We start from the raw sequence: 17,523 nt of genomic DNA, 5'->3' as shown, positions 1-17,523 counted from the left end.
AGCCCCCGTTCTACCTACGCAACCCGCTATCTAATTCATAGCGACTGATGGCCTGCGGCAGCCGGCGCCGGCCGCCGCAGCCGTGCCATGGCCCGTTTGAGCAGGTGCTCCAGATCATCGATGTAGGTGAACACGGCAGGCACCACCAGCAGGCTCAACAGCGTGGAGGTGATCAGGCCGCCAATCACGGCAATCGCCATCGGCGAGCGAAAGCTCGGGTCGGCCCCCCAGCCTAGGGCTAAGGGCATCATGCCGGCGCCCATGGCAATCGTGGTCATGATGATGGGGCGGCTGCGTTTGTGGCAGGCGTCCACCAGCGCATCAAAGCGGCTCATGCCCGCTTCCCGCGCCAATATGGCGTAGTCCACCAGCAGAATCGAGTTCTTGGTGACGATGCCCATCAGCATGATGAGGCCGATCATGGAAGGCATCGACAGTGCCCGCCCGGTGATCAGCAGGGCGACAAAGGCACCACCCATGCTCAAGGGCAGCGCGGCCAGGATGGTGACGGGCTGCATGAAGTCCTTGAACAGCAGCACCAGCACGCCGTAAATGCACAGCACACCGATCAGCATGGCAATGCCAAAGCTGGCAAACAGGGCCTGCATCTCCTGCGCGTCACCCAGCTCGGCAATCTTCACGCCTGGCGGCAGGCTTTTCATGCTGGGCAGGGCGCGCGCCTCGGCATTGAGCTCGCCCAGTTGACGCCCGCCCAGCTCCACGTCCAGCGTCACGTTGCGGTTGCGGTTGAGCCGGTCGATCTGTGCCGGGCCGCTCTCCATGGTGATGCTGGCCACGTTGCCCAGCATCACCGGTCCGTTTTTGCCGGGCACCGTCAGCCGTTCGATGGCCGCCAGGTCGGCGCGCACGGCGTCGGGCAACTTGACGCGAATGGGCACCTGGCGCTCCGACAGATTGAGTTTGGACAGGCTGGTGTCATAGTCGCCCGCCGTCGCCACGCGCACGGTCTCGCCAATGCTGGCCGCGGTGACGCCCAGGTCGGCGGCGCGCGCAAAGTCCGGTCGCACGATGATTTCCGGCCGCACCAGTGAGGCGCTGGAGCTGACGTTGCCTATGCCTTGCAGCGTGCGCAGATCGCGCTCCACCTTTTGTGCGCTGGCCATCAGGGCCACCGGGTCTTCGCTCTGCAGCACCAGCTGCATCTTGACACCCGTGTCCGGTGGGCCCACGTTGAAACGGGCCCCGGCAATGTCGGACATCTTGAGCCGCAGCTGCGACTCGATATCGGGCATGGACGCCGCCCGGTCATTGCGGTGGGTGGTGGTGAGGGTCAGCACGGCGCGGCGCGCCTCGGCGGCGGCGCCCGGCGCGAAGGCGTCGCCGCTGGAGCCGCCACCAATCGAGCTGAACACGCTCTTGACGTTCGCCACGCTCATGCTGGCCACGCGCGCCTGCTCGGCCACCGTGCGGGTCTCGGCCAGCGTGCTGCCGGGTGGCAGCTCAATGTTGATCTGTGTCTGGGCCCGGTCCGCCGCCGGCACAAAGCCGGTGGGCAGCAGCGGCACCAGCGCGATGGAGCCCACAAAGAACAGGGCAGCGCCGGTCATGGTGATGCCGCGGTGGCGCAAACACCAGCGCATGGTGGCCATGTAGCGGGCCATGAGCCAGCTGTCGGGGGCCTCCACGTAGGCGGCAGCGGGGTCGGTGTGCGCGGCATTTTTGTGGGGCTTCAAGATGTAGGCCGCCATCATCGGTGTCAGCAGCCGCGCCACCATGAGCGAGGCCAGAATCGCCAGCACTGCGGTCCAGCCGAACTGCTTGAAAAACAGGCCCGGCACGCCGCCCATGAAGGCGGTGGGCAAAAACACCGCGACCAGCGCGAAGGTGGTGGCAATCACCGCCATGCCAATCTCGTCAGCGGCTTCCATGGCGGCCTGGAATGGTGTTTTGCCCATGCGCAGGTGGCGCTCGATGTTCTCGATCTCCACGATGGCATCGTCCACCAGCACGCCGACCACCAGGGCCAGCGACAGCAGCGTGACGGTGTTGAGTGTGTAGCCAAAATATTTCAGACCGAGGAAGGTGGGGATGACCGACAGCGGCAGCGCTGCAGCCGCGATCAGCGTGGCGCGCCAGTCGCGCAAGAACCACCACACCACCAGCACCGCCAGCAGCGCGCCCTCATAGAGCAATTCCATCGAACCCTGGAAGTTCTCGGCCACCGGCTGGGCGTTGTCAATGGCCAGCGCCAGGGCGATGGTGGGGTTGGCCGCCTGCAGCTCGGCTACGGCGGCGCGCACGCCTTTCGCCACGTCCACCTCGCCCGCGCCCTTGGTGCGAAAGACCTCGAAGCCGACCACGGTGCGGCCGTCCTGGGTCGCCACGGAGCGGGGCTCGGCCACGGTGTCGAGCACCGTGGCCACCTGGTCCAGGCGAATGTGCCGGCCATCGACGAGCGGAATGTCCAGCTGGGCCAGCTCGGCCGCGGTCCGCACGGTGGCAATGGTGCGCACCGATTGCTCGGCGCCGCTCACGTCGCCGCGGCCACCCGGGGCTTCCTGTTGCACGCGCTTGAGCTGGCGCGACACATCAATGGCGGCCACATTCAGCGCTGCCATCCTGGCGGCATCGAGCTCCACCCGGATCTCACGGTTGACGCCACCCATGCGTTTGACCGCGCCGACGCCCGGCACGTTGAGCAGGCGCTTGGCCACCGTGTTGTCCACAAACCAGCTCAGCGACTGGTCGTCAAGCGGGCTCGCCGTGCCTTGCGTCGACGGTGCCGCCGCGGCCGTGTAGGCCAGCACCACGCGCCCGGCGGTGGAGGCTTTGGTGACCGAGGGGTCGCGCACATCGGCGGGCAGGTCGGCGCGCACGCGGGCCACCGCGTCGCGCACATCGGTCACCGCTTCGGTGATCGGTTTTTCCAGGATGAACTCGACGGTGACCTGCACGTCGCCGTCCAGCACCTTGGTATAGATATTTTTCACGCCCTGCAGCGTGGCCACCGAGTCTTCCAGCTTGCGGGCCACCTCGGTTTCCAGCTGCGCCGGGGCGGCGCCCGACAGGGTGGCGCTGATGGTGACGATGGGCAGCTCGATGTCGGGGAAGTCCTGCACCACGCTGGCCCGGAACGACAGGATGCCGGCCAGCGACAGCAGCGCGAACAGCATGATGGCCGGCACCGGGTTCTTGATGGAGAGCGAGGACAAGTTCATGCTCGCTCCTTATTTAATAGCTGATGAGGCAGAGGAGACGGGGGCTGGCGCCGTATTTGGCACTATTGCGGGCGCGGCAGCAGCAGCCGGCACCGCTTTGACCAGATCGCCGTCATTGAGGAAGCCGGCGCCACTGGCCACCAGCACGGCATCCGCCGCGACGCCGTCCAGCACCTCGACCCGGTCGCCCACGCGCCGCCCGGTTTGCAGTTTGATCTGGCTGACGCGCTGGTCGGCATTCAGGCGAAACACGTAGCTGAAGCCATCGCGCACCACCACCGACTGTTGCGGCACGGTCAGCGCGCTGGAGCTGCCCAGCTCGAACTCGCCACGGGCAAACATGCCGGGGATGACGGCCCCCACGCTTGCCGCTTCGCGTACTGCGCTGCCCCCCGAGGGGGCCGTGCCTTGCCTGGGGCGGCCCGGCGCGGCGGCGCTCGCTGGCGCCAGCATCGGCGGCAGATCGACGTAGACCAGGCCGGCGCGGGTTTGCGGGTCCACGGTGGGTGCCACCATGCGCACCTTGCCCGGGAGCTGTGTGCCGCTGGCCGCCGTCACCGTGACTTTGGTGCCGGGCACCATGCGGCCCAGTTCGGTGGAGGTGACTTCCGCGCGCCACTCAAGCCGTCCCTGGCGAATCAGGCGAAACAGCTCGGTGCCGTTGGCCACCACCGCGCCCACCGTGGCACTGCGCGCCGAGATGATGCCGCTGTCGGGCGCCAGGACCTGGGTGTTCTGCAGGCGCAACTGCTGCGCCGCCAGAGCCGCTTTGGCCGACTCCACCCGCGCGCGTGCCGTCTGCTCTGCGGTCAGGTACTGGTTGATCTGCTGGCCGCTGAAGGTGCCCGTGCTTTGCAGCGTGCGCACGCGGTCGGCGTTGGCGGTGGCCTCTGCGGCGTTGGCCGTCGCCTCGGCCACGCCAGCGCGGGCCTGCGCCACGTCGGCCTGCATGCTCTCAACCGCAAAGCGGGCCAGCAGCTGCCCGCGTTGGACCACGTCGCCGACATTGACCAGCACCTCGGCCAGACGCAGGCCGTTGCTCTCGGTCCCGATGCTGGCGTCCTGCCAGGCGGCAATATTGCCGTTGGCCGTCAGTTTGATCGGCAGCGCGCTCATCTGGGGCTGTGTGGTGGTCACGGTGAGCGCGGGTCGGGCGGTCGAGGCCGGCGCAGCGGCGGGTTTGTCGGTCGCGCCGGATTTTGATAGAAATAGGGCAATAGCCCCCGCACTGATTGCGCAGACAGCTATCAAAATAATAGCGATTGGTTTGAGTTTGAAACGGTTCATGGTGTGCGCTTGTTTTTGTTGGGTGGAAATGTTCGGGGTCAGGCTGGCTGGCGGCGCAGGGCTTCGCTGTGCACCATGGCCAGCGCGTAGCCCACCAGGCGTTCGGTGTAGAGGTTGATGGCCTGCGCCGTGCCCGCCAGGCCTGGCTTGATGGCCTGCATCACGTCGTGGCCGACAAACAGGTGGATGCCCAGGCCCACGATGGAAAACGCCAGACGGTGCAGGTCATCGTCCGCGACGGGCACGTCCAGGTGGCGGCACAGCACCCGCAGCAGGGCTTCGTGCGCAGGCTTGAGGCTGGCGTCGATCTGCTGGCCCCACAGACCCGTGGGCTCCAGCATTTCGCGAAAGCGCAGCCGCATGCAGTGCTGCGCCAGGTCACCCTGCTTGAGCGGCTCGGTGAATGCCGTCAGCAGACCCGCCAGCGACTCGCGCAGGCTCATCTGCGGCTGGTCAAACAGGGCCGGGGCTTTGGCGGGGCGGCCCAGCGGTTCGGTGAAGACCGCGCGGTACAGGCCGGCCTTTTCGCCAAAGTAGTAGCTGATGGAGGCGATATTGGCGCCCGCGGCCAGAGCGATCTCGCGGGTGGAGGTCTTGGCAAAACCCTTCTCGGCAAACAGCCTCAGCGCGGCGTGCAGGAGTCGCTCGCGGGCCTCAATGCCGTCGCTGCGAACTGCAGCGGTTTTCTTGGGTTTGTTCATGGGGCCCGATTAGAACAGTTAAATCAAACGTTTGATTTAACTTCAATCGGATTTCCCTTGAACTGGCAGCTTGCGGGTGGCCGCCAGTGGCCACAGACCTGCCGCTGCAACGGATGGACCCGTCAGGCCCAGTGAATCGTTTCGGTCTTCAGGTACCAGCTCTCCAGCTGCGGATCAACGGCCGCCTCGATGCGCGCGCGCCGGATCTTCATGGTCGGCGTGAGGAAGCCGTTCTCGATCGTCCACGGCTCTGGCGCCACCACGATCATCTTCAGCTGCTCATAGTCGGCCAGCTCCTGGTTCACCTGCCCCAGCAGTCGGCTGAGTTCGTCCTGCACCTGCGCGCGAACCGCAGGGTCTCCCACTTTCGGACGCAGGTCTTCCGCCAGCACGACCATGGCATAGGCGGCTTGTTGCCCGACGCCGGACACCAGTGTCAGTTCGACCATGGGATGGGCGTTCAGCAGGTTCTCGATAGGCGCAGGCGCCACGTACTTGCCTTTGGACGTCTTGAACAGCTCCTTGACGCGCCCGGTGATCTTCAGCAGCCCGTCGGCCCGCTGTGCACCGCGATCACCGGTACGGAAGAAGCCATCGGCTGTGAAGCATTCGGCATCCAGGTCGGGGCGCATGTAGTAGCCCACCATCTGCCCGGGTGACTTGATCAGGATCTCGCCGTCCTCGCTGATGCGCGCCTGAACCCCCTCCAGCGGCACCCCCACATAGCCGGGTGCGTTCTGCTTTTCCGTGGAGTTGAATGAGTAGGCGAAGTCTTCCGTCATCGCGTAGCCTTCGACCAGGTTCAGGCCCAGGCGCCGGTACCAGCTGATCAGGTCCGCCGGGATGGGCGCGGAGCCGCTGCCGGCCAGCAGGACCTGGTCCAGCCCCAGGCCCTTGAGCACCTTGCGCCCGACGATGCGGCCCAGGATGGGGATGCCCAGCAGCCGGTCCAGCTTTTTGGGCGGCATTTTGGAAAAAACGCCCTGCTGGAACTTGAGCCACAGGCGCGGCACCGAGATGAAAGTGGTCGGCCGGGCGCGATTGAGGTCCTGCAGGAAAGTGTCGAGCGACTCGGCGAAGTAGATGTGCGTCGTGCCACTCACCATCGAGGCGCATTCCACCCAGGCGCGCTCGAAGACGTGCGCCAGCGGCAGGTAGGAAAGGACGCGGTTGTCCAGCTTGTCGCCGATGCGGGTTTTCAGATCGTTCACCATGCCCTCGCTGGCACGCGAGACGCGCTCGAAGCTGTGCATCACGCCCTTGGGCTGTCCCGTGGAACCAGAGGTGTAGATCAGCATCGCCAGATCGTGCGGGGCGCGTTGCGGCCGGCCCCCCAGCGGCGCCGTGCGGGCGACGATGGCGTCCCAGGTCTCGAAGTCCGTGCGCGGCGCCAGCGGCAAGGCAATGCAGGGCAGGCCGGCCGGTACGCCCGGCGCCTGCTGCTGCCAGGTGTCGAGCTTGCCAACGAACAGCAGGCTGGCACCGCTGTGCTCCAGCACGAAGCGCACGGTATCGGCGGTCTCGGTGGGAAAGATTGCCACAGTGGTACCGCCGGCCATCCAGATCGCCAGTTCAGCCATGAAGAAGTGGGCGCAGTTCTTGGACAGGATGGCAATGCGCGTGCCCGGCTCGAGCCCCCGGCTGCGAAGATGCGCCGCCATGCGCCGTGCCTGGTCAAGGGCTTGGCCCCATGTGTAGTCCACCACCTGCCCGCCGCCAACGGGCTGGGTCAGGTACACCTGGTCCGGGTGCGCGGCTTCATGGTCGTAGACGTAATCCAGGATCAGCTTGGCTGTTGGCATGTGGGGTCCTTGTTGGTACCCGGCACATGTTACGCGGCCGATGCCTGTATCCGATGGGGGTTTACCTCAATGTCCGGTGCTGCCAAATACGGTCTTCCACAGGAGCAGAACCGCGTCACGCTGTGCCTGCAGTTCGGGCATGACAACGTGGGTTGGCTCTTCGTTCAGGCGTGCGCGGTGCTGCACCCGACGCAGTTCCCGGTAGGCACCGGCAGCGGCGTGGCCAACGCCCACGGGCAGCAGTCCGAGCGTTTCGGCGCGTTCCAGCAGGGCGATGTTGCCCGCGTTGTCGGTCAACTCGGGGTGCAGCGCCGCTTGTGACAGCACCAGGTACTGCATGACGAACTCCACATCGATCATGCCGCCCGGGCTGTGCTTGACGTCGAAATGCTCGCCTCGTATCGGGTGGGCCGCACGCACCTTGTCGCGCATGGCGACGATCTCGACTTTCAGGTCATCCGCGTTGCGCGGCGCGGCAATGACGGCTTTGCGGATGGCGTCAAAGCGTTGTCGCAGCGTGTCGTCGCCCAGAATGAAGCGTGCCCGGGTCATCGCCTGATGCTCCCAGGTCCAGGCGGTGTTGGAGCCACGCTGCTGCTGGTAGTTGGCGTAGGCGTCAAAGGTGGTGATCAGGAGGCCGGAGTTGCCGTTGGGGCGCAGGGCGGTGTCGATCTCGTACAGGTCGCCCTCGCCGGTCTTGACCGTGAGCCAGTTGATCAGCTTGCGCACCAGGCTGGCATAGACCTCGGGCGCCCGCTCATCCTCATCCGCGTACACGAACACAATGTCCAGATCGCTGCCGTAGCCAAGCTCCTTGCCGCCGAGTTTGCCGTAGGCAATGATCGCAAACTGCGGCGCTTCGCGGTGTTTGTTTTTCAGGCGGTCCCAGCACCACCGGGTGGTCACGCGCAGCACCGCCTCGGCCAGCGAACTCAGGTCGTCCGCCACCTGCTCGACCGTCAGCTTGCCTTCCACATCGCGCGCCAGGGTTCGAAAAACCTCGGCGTGGTGGGCGCGGCGCAGCAGGTTGAGCAGGGCCTCGTCGTCGTCCTCCCCGGTGCCGGCCAGCGAGGCGCGCCGATGATCGAGCTCGTGTTCGAACTCGGCCGCCGCAAAGCGTTCATTGAGCATGTCGGCGCCGGCCAGTTCATCAATCACGCCCGGGTGCAGCAGCAGGTAGCGTGCCGGCCAGCGCGCAGCCCCCAGCAAGCGCAGCAAACGCTCATGCACGTTGGGTCGCTCCAGCAGCAGGGCCAGGTAGCTTTCACGCCGCAGCAGCGGTTCAATCCAGTCGGCGATCCGAACGGCGGCCTGCTCGGTGACCTTGCCTTCGCGGACCCACTGCGCCGTGCGGGCAATCAGTCGCACCAGTCTGGCGCGGGACTCTTCCCGCAAGGCCAGTACCCGCGGGTGCTCACGCCAGGTGGCTATCCGGCTTCGGAAATCCTCAGGCAGATCTTCCAGCACTTCGTCGAAACCGGGCGCTGAGGCCGCTGGCTTGCCGCCGTTGCAGCCCTTGCATTCCTTGTCGACCCCGCCACCCAGCAGCGCATCGAATTCCTGGGCCACCAGTTCGCGGTGCGAGTCCAGCTGGTGTAGCAGCTGGTAACACGTGGCATAGCCCAGGGTGCCGGCAATCCAGTCCAGGTCATGGTCCTGTGTCGGCAGGACATGGGTCTGCTGATCATCCAGGTACTGAATGCGGTGCTCGACCCGGCGCAGGAAGGTATAGGCCTCGGCCAGCGCTTCTGCGGTCTTCTGCGGCATCAGGCCGGCTTTGGCAAGACGGGGCAGCGCACTGAGCGTGGGCCGTGTCCTGAGCTCGGGAAACTGGCCGCCCCGAACGACCTGGAGCAGTTGCACGATGAATTCGATTTCACGGATGCCGCCGCGCGAGAGCTTGACGTCGTTGGCGCGCTCCGGGCGGCCGGTGCTGCGCTTGCTGGCATGGTCGCGTATTTGCCGGTGCAGGATGCGCAGCGAGTCAAACACGTTGTAGTCGAGATAGCGTCGGAACACGAAGGGCATGACCACGCTGCGCAGGCTCAGGGCAGAGCCCCTGTCCACGCCGCCCAGGGATGCCACCACCCGGCTTTTCAGCCAGGCAAATCGTTCCCATTCGCGGCCCTGCACATGAAGGTATTCTTCCAGCGCGCCCAGCGATACCGCGGGCGGTCCGGAGTTGCCATTGGGCCGCAGTGCCAGGTCGACGCGAAAGACAAAGCCGTGTTCTGTGGCGTCGCCGATCAGCGCGTAGATGGCCCGCACCGCCTTGGCAAAGTACTCCTGGTTTGAAATCCGACCGCGCCCCAGCGCATCGCCGGCGGTGTCCCCATCCTGGTCGTACACGTAGATCAGGTCAATGTCGCTGGACACGTTGAGCTCACGGGCCCCCAGTTTTCCCATGCCGACGATCCAGAGTTCCGCGCGGGCGCCTTCCGGGGTGCCTGGTGCCCCGTAGGTCTGATCCAGCGTTTGCTGTACCTCGGCGCAGGCTTTGTTCAATGCGAACTCCGCGAGGTCCGTCATGGCCTGCGTGATCTGCTGCAACGGCGCCTGCTCATCGCAGTCCAGCTCCAGCAGGCGTTCCAGCACCAGCTGTCGCGTGGTTCGCAAGGCGCTGCCGGTGTCAAGGCCCAGAGATTGCAGTGCGTCAAATACCTGTGCCATCGACGCCTGGTCCGGAAGACCCGGGGGCAACAAGTGCAGCTGACTTTCATAGCGACGTCGAATGCGCTGGCCGAAGCGCGAGTGGGATGACCATGCGTGGCGGGTCATAATTCCTGTCATATCTCCAAGTTCTCAATGATTGACTTGACGCCCGCCCCTTCCTCACTGCTGAAAACATTGACAACCGTTGCCCGCTGGTCCCTGGGGTTGCTGGTCGCGGCGTGGCTCATTTTTCTTCTTGCCTGGGGCGCGCTGCACTGGTTGATTGTGCCGCGAATCGGCGACTTTCGCCCGCAGCTGGAGACCCGGGCCGCGGCGATTCTGGGTGTTCCTGTGCGCATCGGTGCCATCGCGGCGCATTCGACCGGCATGATTCCGTCGTTCGAACTCACCAATGTTCAGCTGTTTGACGCCCAGGGTCGCGAAGCCTTGCGACTGCCGCGCATCCTGGCCGCCCTGTCGCCCCGCTCTCTCTGGAACCTCGGGTTCGAGCAGCTCTACATTGACCGGCCCGAACTCAACATCCGGCGCGGTCCGGATGGAAAAATCCACGTGGCAGGGCTTGATGTCTCCAGGAACGGCGACTTGGGGGATGGCGCGGCCGACTGGTTCTTTTCGCAGATCGAGTTTGCCATTCATGACGGCACCATCCAGTGGACCGATGACTTGCGGGCGGCCCCCACCATCGCCTTGCGGCAGGTCGATCTGACGGTGCGCAACCGGGCGCGCCAGCACGACATGCGGCTGGACGCCACGCCGCCGGCGCTGTGGGGCGAGCGATTCAGTGTCAGGGGCATGTTCCAGCAGCCACTGCTGGCGCGTAACAATGGGCAGTGGCGCGATTGGCAGGGCCAGCTCTATGCCGCGTTTACCCGGGTGGACCTGTCCGAACTGCGGCGCCATGCCGATCTGGGCATCGATTTGCGCCAGGGCAATGGCGCGCTGACTGCCTGGGTGGACGTGAGCCGGGGACAGGTCGTGGGCGGGGTGGCGGACCTTGCCCTGGGGGAAGTCAGTGTCACCCTGGGCGCCGGCTTGCAGGCCCTGGAACTGCGGTCGGTGCGGGGGCGCCTGGGCGGGCAGGTGCTTGCGGCCGGCTTCGACTTCTCAACCCAGGCACTTCAGTTTGACACCCGTGATGGCTTGCGCTGGCCCGGTGGCAATATCAGCGTCTCGTATCAGGACGCTGAGGGCAAGACGGCCGCCCATGGCGAGCTCAAAGGGGACAAGCTCGACCTGGCGGCGCTGTCCCAGATTGCCGATCGCGTGCCGATTGACCCCAAGGTCCGTGCCGCGCTGCTGGCCTATGCGCCCAAGGGGCTGGTGGAACGGATACAGGCCAGCTGGCAGGGACCCATGGGTGATTTCACCCAATATCAGGTCAAGGGGCTGGTGCGCCAGCTTGAACTGGCTGCGCGTGGGGCGACGCCAGGGCCCAAGCCCTCCCCGAACCTCACGACGAACTCCCCGGCAGATCCTGCTGCAACGGTTGCGTCTCCCGGTGTCCGGGGTGTGAACCTGGAGTTTGACTTGAATCAGTCCGCCGGACGGGCCAGCATCAGCGTGGCGAATGGTGCGGTGACATTGCCGGGTATTTTTGACGAGTCTGTGATTCCCCTGACCCAGTTGTCGGCCGATGCCAAATGGCAGATCAAGGGCGAACATGTGGCCGTGCAATTGCCCAACGTGAAGTTCAGCAATGCCGATGCACAGGGCGAGGCGCAGATTAAATGGGAGACCAGCGATCCGGCGGCTTCCAGTGGTCGGGCGCGGTTTCCAGGCGTGCTGGATCTGCAGGCGTCATTGAGCCGTGCCGACGGGACGCGGGTTCACCGCTACCTGCCGTTGATCATTCCCCGTCCGGCGCGTGACTACGTGCGTGACGCTGTGGTGGCCGGGACGGCCAGCGGGGCCAAGTTCAAGGTCAGGGGAGATCTGCATGACATGCCCTTTACCGACCCGAAGCTGGGGGAATTCAGGATTTCTGCCGACGTGCAGAACGCCACGCTGGTGTACGTTCCCCGCAGCATCCAGCCGCAGGACGCCCTGCCCTGGCCGGCGCTGACCCAACTCAGCGGCGAGTTGGTGATTGACCGGGCGCAGCTGCAGGTCAAGGGTGCGCGTGCCAGGATGGGCGCCTCATCCTCCGTGCAGATCAGCAAAGCGGAGGCGATGATTCCCGATTTGAGCCAGACCACGGTCGCCGTCAGCGCCGAAGCGCGTGGTCCGCTGGCCGAGGTGCTGGGCATTGTCAACGGTTCTCCGCTGGGCGCCATGACCGGCCAGGCCCTGGGCCGGGCGGTCGCCACCGGAATCGCCGACTACAAACTGAAGCTCTCCTTGCCCATTGCCGCGATCGACAAATCAACGGTGCAGGGCAGCGTCACCCTGGCGGGCAACGACATTCAGATTTCCCCGGATACACCCAAACTGGCGCGCGCCCGCGGGGTGGTGAACTTCTCCGAAAATGGATTCACCATCACCGGCGGGCAAGCGCGAATGCTGGGGGGCGACGTGCGCCTGGAAGGTGGTTCATCGGCACTGGCAGGCGCCAGCCCCGCAGCCGCTGCCAGCCGCGCCGCGGCCCCGATTGCGATCCGCGCCAGCGGTACGGTCACGGCCGAAGGTTTGCGCCAGGCCCGGGAACTTGGCTTTGTGGCGCGCATGGCGCAGCATGCCACCGGCAGTGCGGCTTATGCGGCCGTGTTGGGGTTTCGTCAGGGCGAAGCCGAGCTGACTGTGTCCAGCAATCTGCAGGGACTGGCGCTTGGCCTGCCCGCGCCCCTGAACAAGAGCGCTGACGCGCAGCTGCCGTTTCGGCTGGAGACGGCGCTGCTTCGCGAGTCCCTGCTTCCGGGGCCTGGTGGCCAGGTGCGCCTGCACGACCAGTTGACGCTGGATCTGGGGCGCATCGCGTCGATTGTCTACGTCCGCGACCTGTCGGGCCCTGAGCCGCGCGTGACGCGCGGCAGTATCGGCGTTGGCCTGTCGCCGCAAGAGTCGGCGCCGATGCCCGATGAGGGGGTGGTTGCCAACATCAACCTGAGCGGGGTCGATCTGGACACCTGGGGTTCCGTGTTGTCGCAGGCGGCCGGCACTTCGTTGGCGCGAGCCGCTGCCACCGCCGCAGCGCCTCAACGAACGCCGGGTGCGACCGCCATCAGTGCGGCGTCGACTTATCTGCCGACCAGCATGGCGATACGGGCGCAGGAGTTGACGGTCGGCGGGCGCAAACTGCATAACGTGGTGGCAGGGGGCTCGCGCGAAGGGCTTGTGTGGCGCGCCAATGTGGGCGCCCGCGAACTCGATGGCTATCTGGAATACCGCCAGCCGTCGGGTGCCGGGGAGGGGCGCGTGTATGCCCGGCTGGCCCGGTTGACCATCGCCCCCGCTGCAGTGAGTGACGTCGAGGCGCTGCTGGACGAACAACCCGCCGGCATTCCTGCGCTCGACATCGTGGTTCAGGATTTCGAACTGCGGGGCAAACGCCTGGGTCGGGTGGAGGTGGAGGCCATCAACCGGGGCGCCGGTGCGGTGGCCCGCGATGGCGGTGTGCGCGAGTGGCGACTCAACAAATTGAACATGATCACGCCGGAAGCCGTACTGACGGCGACCGGCAATTGGGCCAGCCTCGATGCGCAGAACGGAGCCGCTGTCGGGGCGCTGCCATCGGGCAGTGCGCCTCTGCGTCGGCGCACGGTGATGAATTTCAAGCTTGACATTGCCGACGGGGGCGAATTGCTGTCGCGCCTCGGCATGAAGGGCGTGGTCCGGCGAGGACGGGGCAAGATGCAGGGGCAAGTGGCCTGGGTCGGGTCCCCTATCAGCCTGGATTACCCTTCCATGAGTGGTGCATTCACCGTCAACGTGGAGACGGGGCAGTTTTTGAAGGCAGATCCGGGCATTGCCAAATTGCTGGGTGTTTTGAGTCTGCAGTCGCTGCCGCGCCGACTGACGCTGGATTTCAGGGATGTCTTCAGCGAGGGCTTCGCCTTTGATTTCCTGCGGGGGGACATCACGATCGAGAAGGGCATTGCCAGAACCAACAACCTGCAGATGAAGGGCGTCAATGCGGCTGTGCTGATGGAGGGCCAGGCCGATATTGCGAAAGAAACGCAGGACATCAAGGTGGTTGTGATTCCGGAAATCAATGCCGGCACCGCCTCGCTGATTGCGTCGGTCATCAATCCGGCGATCGGCGTCGGAACCTTTTTGGCCCAGATGTTCTTCCGCCGGCCGCTCATGGAAGCCGCGACGCAGGAGTTTCACATTGATGGTTCCTGGGCCGACCCCAAGATCACCAAGGTGCCACGCAAAGCGGCGACGGGCGACAGCAAGCCGGACGCTCCTACGCCCGCTACGAGTGAGGTGTCACGTTGAAAGTGTCGGTCATCCAGATGGTCTCAACGACCGACTTGCAGGTCAACCTGGACAGTGCCCATGCGCTGTTGCGGGCAGCGGCCAGAGAAGGCGCTGAGCTGGCGGTGCTGCCTGAGTATTTTTGCCTGCTGGGGCATAGCGATACGGACAAGCTCGGGATCCAGGAGTCGTTCGGCGACGGACTGATCCAGCGCTTTCTCGGCGATGCGGCACGGGAACTGGATCTGTGGATCGTTGGCGGGACGCTGCCCCTTGCGCCGCCTGACGACGCGACCTCCGCCGGCGGTCCGGGCCGCGTGTACAACAGCACGCTGGTCTACGCACCGACGGGACAGTGCGTGGCACGGTACGACAAAATTCATCTTTTCCGGTACGACAACGGGCAGGAGCGATATGACGAATCCCGTGTCTTGATGCCGGGGCAGGAGCCGGTGGTGTTTGAGCTGCCATCCCGCGATGGCCATTGCTGGCGCGTCGGCCTGAGCGTCTGTTATGACTTGCGTTTTGCGGAGCTCTACCGTGCCTACGCACGCGGGGGAGTGGACCTGCTGCTTGTGCCGAGCGCCTTCACCTACACTACGGGGCAGGATCACTGGGAGGTCCTGCTGCGCGCGCGGGCAATTGAAAACCTCGTCTTTGTCGCGGCAGCGGCCCAGGGCGGGCGGCACGAAAATAGCCGCCGTACCTGGGGACATTCCATGCTGGTCGATCCCTGGGGGAGCGTCATCGCCGAACGCGCTGAAGACCCGGGTGTGGTCAGTGCCGAGCTGGCGTTCGCCAGGATTGAAGCCTGCCGGGCGCAGTTGCCGGCACTTGCGCACCGCGTGCTGTGAGTGCCGAGCAGGGGCTTGCCCAGGAGCGCCCACCCTCAACCCTGCGTCGCCGCACACTCTGGAGTGTGCTGGTGCTTCTGGTGGTGGCCATGCTGGCCATGCTCGTCTGGCTGGCAGGGAAGTATGAGACCGCCCAGGTCCAGGGGAGACTGGAGCGTGATGCGGCGGAAGCCGTGAGTGACGTCCGGGCTGCCTTCATGCGCAATGTGCAGAGTCTGCAAGCCTTGCAGTACGGGGACCCGACGCCCAACTCCTGGGCTATCGATGCCGCTGTGTTTTTGCACGCGCACCGCGAACTTGTGCGCGTAGAGTGGCGTGACAACGCGATGCATGTGCGGTCTCATGTGGATACGCCTTTTCGTACACCGGTGTTTGATCGCGTGGGGCGTAGCAATACCCAGTCTGAAGTGGTTCTGGCGTGTGCCAATGCACGCCGCTTCAGTGGCCCGGCGTATGCCGGCAGTTATTTCGTGCCATTGACGGATGGGCTGGGTGTGGAGGTCATGGAGTTGTGCCTGCCGCTGGAGCGTGCTGGAAAACTCGAGGGTTTCCTGGTCGCCACCTACTCTCTGCAGGAAGTGCTGGAAGGACTGCTGGCTCGTCAGGTGACGCGCAACTACGAGATATCTTTCACCGAGGGCGACGGCACCCGTCTGGCGCTGCGCGGAACTGCGCGCAGGGGAAACCGTGTTTTCACCGCCCAGCAGTTGATGGATCTGGCTGGCACGACCCTGGTGCTGCGCCTGGACAGCTGGCGAGGCGCCCCGGATCTTTTTCCCAATGTGCTGACTGCGTTGGTGACAGCCATGTCGATCGCTCTGGTTTCGGTGATGGCCCTGCTGGGCAAGGATACGCGCAGACGCCACAAGGCCGAGCACGATCTGGCGGACGCACTGGCATTTCGCAAGGCAATGGAGGATTCTTTGGTGACGGGCTTACGTGCGCGCGACTTGCAGGGCCACATCACCTATGTCAACCCGGCCTTTTGCCAGATGGTGGGGTTCACGGATGTCGAACTACTGGGGCACAGCATGCCGGCGCCTTACTGGCCGCCCGAGTTCATTGACGAATACCAGCAGCGCCAGTCGATTCGCCTGGCCGGCAACTTGCCGCCACGCGCGGGCTTCGAGTCCACTTTCATGCGCAAGGACGGTTCCCGGTTCCCGGTGCTCATCATCGAAGCTCCGTTGATCAATGCCCAGGGTGTGCAAACCGGCTGGATGAGTGCCTTTCTTGACATCAGTGAACAACGCCGTGTGGAGGAGCTGTCACGCACCAGCCAGGAGCGGCTGCAGGCCACGGCCCGGCTGGCAACCGTCGGCGAAATGGCTTCCTTGCTGAGTCACGAGCTGAACCAGCCGCTGGCCGCCATCTCGGGCTATGCCGCGGGGTCGATCAATCTGCTTCAGGATGGACCACAGGCGCTGGTTGAATTCGGACCCGATCTCACGCTGGCGATGCGGCGCATCGCCGAGCAGGCGGAGCGCGCCGGCAAGGTCATCAAGAGCGTGCATGACTTTGTGCGCCGTCGCGATCAGGTGCGTGAAGCGGTCGCACCGCAGCTATTGCTGGAGGCTATCCTGCCGTTGGTCAACCTGCAGGCGCGCAAGCTGCGGGTGAGGGTGCAGATAGAAGTCGGACCCGACGTGCCGTCCGTGCTGTGCGACCGGACCATGGTGGAGCAAGTCCTGCTCAATCTGGCCCGCAACGCCATGCAGGCGATGGACCAGCCGGACATTGTCGAGCGGGTGCTGCTGATGCGCGTTCGTCGCGTGCGGGTGGGTGGCAGCACGAAATGGCTGGAGTTTTCGGTGGCCGATATCGGGGTCGGGATCGCACCGGATGTGCAACAACAGTTGTTCAATCCCTTCTTCACCACCAGGGCCGAGGGCATGGGCCTGGGCCTGAGTCTTTGTCGCACGGTGGTGGAGCAGCACGGGGGGGCGCTGGTATTCGAGCCTCACGTGCCGCAAGGCACGGTTTTCATTTTTACCTTGCCGACTGGTGCGGTGGCATAACATCGCTTGATGCAGCCTGTGATTGATGCCCTGGTTTATGTGGTGGACGACGACGCCAGCGTGCGCGAGGCGCTGGCGTGGCTGTTGCGTTCGCGGCGTTTGCTGAGCGAGTCATCCGACAGTGCCGAAGCATTTCAGCGCAAGCTGGAGGGCCGGACGACACCGGCGCAGCCCAGCTGTCTGTTGCTGGATGTGCGCATGCCGGGCCTGAGCGGCCTGGCCTTGTTTGACTGGCTGATCGCGCGGGAATTGCATTTGGCCATGCCGGTGATATTTCTCACCGGCCACGCCGACGTCGCCACGGCAGTGGACGCCGTGAAGCGCGGTGCCTTTGATTTTTGTGAAAAGCCCTTTTCCGACAATGCTCTGGTGGACCGTGTGGAGCAGGCGCTGGTGCAATCCCGTGCCTTGCTTCAGGCGCGCCAAAGAAGCGGGATGTTGCGGGAGCGTCAGGACGAGTTGACTGAGCGCGAGCGCGACGTCATGCGGCTGGTGGTGGAAGGTCTTCCCAACAAGCTGATTGCAGATCGACTCGATATCAGCGTCAGAACGGTCGAGGTGCACCGGGCTCGCGTGTTTGACAAAATGGAGGTCAAGTCAGCGGTCGAGCTCGCCAATCTGCTTCGACTGACCCCCTGATGCAATGAAATGCC

General features: G+C 65.0%; 9 protein-coding genes. 4 read left to right on the top strand and 5 right to left on the bottom strand.

All coding sequences use genetic code 11. From position 1 onward, the window contains the following. Window positions 1–35 precede the first annotated feature (35 nt). From Q7T10_RS00515 to glnE, 5 genes are all read right to left on the bottom strand, one after another. On the bottom strand, window positions 36–3,179 hold the full coding sequence (locus Q7T10_RS00515; protein WP_304744727.1) for an efflux RND transporter permease subunit: 3,144 nt from the start codon (window positions 3,177–3,179) through the stop codon (window positions 36–38). Window positions 3,180–3,188: 9 nt separating this feature from the next. Beyond that, the gene (locus tag Q7T10_RS00510; RefSeq protein WP_304744725.1) at window positions 3,189–4,466 is read right to left on the bottom strand and encodes an efflux RND transporter periplasmic adaptor subunit; all 1,278 of its coding nucleotides are present in this window, start codon (window positions 4,464–4,466) and stop codon (window positions 3,189–3,191) included. Window positions 4,467–4,504: 38 nt separating this feature from the next. Then, window positions 4,505–5,167, bottom strand: coding sequence for a CerR family C-terminal domain-containing protein (locus Q7T10_RS00505; protein WP_304744722.1), 663 nt, complete (start codon window positions 5,165–5,167; stop codon window positions 4,505–4,507). A gap of 122 nt (window positions 5,168–5,289) precedes the next feature. Next, entirely contained in the window at window positions 5,290–6,969 is a 1,680-nt protein-coding gene (locus tag Q7T10_RS00500; RefSeq protein WP_304744720.1) for an AMP-binding protein, read from the bottom strand. Window positions 6,970–7,035: 66 nt separating this feature from the next. Next, window positions 7,036–9,747 (bottom strand): bifunctional [glutamate--ammonia ligase]-adenylyl-L-tyrosine phosphorylase/[glutamate--ammonia-ligase] adenylyltransferase, encoded by a 2,712-nt coding sequence (gene glnE / locus Q7T10_RS00495; RefSeq protein ID WP_304744718.1) that lies wholly within the window; start codon window positions 9,745–9,747, stop codon window positions 7,036–7,038. Between the two features lie 27 nt (window positions 9,748–9,774). Here glnE and Q7T10_RS00490 point away from each other — a divergent pair, with 27 nt between their 5' ends. The 4 genes from Q7T10_RS00490 to Q7T10_RS00475 are packed head-to-tail and all read left to right on the top strand — an operon-like array spanning window position 9,775 to window position 17,509. Next, window positions 9,775–14,019 (top strand): YhdP family protein, encoded by a 4,245-nt coding sequence (locus tag Q7T10_RS00490; RefSeq protein ID WP_370653703.1) that lies wholly within the window; start codon window positions 9,775–9,777, stop codon window positions 14,017–14,019. Next, window positions 14,016–14,852: a carbon-nitrogen hydrolase family protein gene (locus Q7T10_RS00485; RefSeq protein WP_304744713.1), complete on the top strand. Its 837-nt coding sequence runs from the start codon at window positions 14,016–14,018 to the stop codon at window positions 14,850–14,852. Before Q7T10_RS00490 ends, Q7T10_RS00485 begins: the two co-directional genes overlap by 4 nt. Next, the gene (locus tag Q7T10_RS00480) at window positions 14,849–16,870 is read left to right on the top strand and encodes a nitrogen regulation protein NR(II) (RefSeq protein ID WP_304744711.1); all 2,022 of its coding nucleotides are present in this window, start codon (window positions 14,849–14,851) and stop codon (window positions 16,868–16,870) included. Before Q7T10_RS00485 ends, Q7T10_RS00480 begins: the two co-directional genes overlap by 4 nt. Window positions 16,871–16,879: 9 nt before the next feature. Next, complete coding sequence (locus Q7T10_RS00475; protein ID WP_304744709.1) at window positions 16,880–17,509, top strand: response regulator transcription factor; 630 nt, start codon at window positions 16,880–16,882, stop codon at window positions 17,507–17,509. Window positions 17,510–17,523: the final 14 nt, after the last annotated feature.

The organism is Rhodoferax sp. (assembly GCF_030646845.1).
Taxonomy (GTDB): Bacteria; Pseudomonadota; Gammaproteobacteria; order Burkholderiales; family Burkholderiaceae_C; genus Rhodoferax.
Note: the sequence above shows the minus strand (reverse complement) of the source record. Positions and strands in the feature narration are given on the sequence as shown.

What these genes read in the sequence shown, in the direction of transcription:
- Q7T10_RS00475 (WP_304744709.1), top strand. Translation starts at nt 16,880, where the DNA reads ATGCAGCCTGTGATTGATGCCCTGGTTTATGTGGTGGACGACGACGCC.
- Q7T10_RS00505 (WP_304744722.1), bottom strand. Translation starts at nt 5,167, where the DNA reads ATGAACAAACCCAAGAAAACCGCTGCAGTTCGCAGCGACGGCATTGAG.
- Q7T10_RS00490 (WP_370653703.1), top strand. Translation starts at nt 9,775, where the DNA reads ATGATTGACTTGACGCCCGCCCCTTCCTCACTGCTGAAAACATTGACA.
- Q7T10_RS00515 (WP_304744727.1), bottom strand. Translation starts at nt 3,179, where the DNA reads ATGAACTTGTCCTCGCTCTCCATCAAGAACCCGGTGCCGGCCATCATG.
- Q7T10_RS00500 (WP_304744720.1), bottom strand. Translation starts at nt 6,969, where the DNA reads ATGCCAACAGCCAAGCTGATCCTGGATTACGTCTACGACCATGAAGCC.
- Q7T10_RS00510 (WP_304744725.1), bottom strand. Translation starts at nt 4,466, where the DNA reads ATGAACCGTTTCAAACTCAAACCAATCGCTATTATTTTGATAGCTGTC.
- glnE (WP_304744718.1), bottom strand. Translation starts at nt 9,747, where the DNA reads ATGACCCGCCACGCATGGTCATCCCACTCGCGCTTCGGCCAGCGCATT.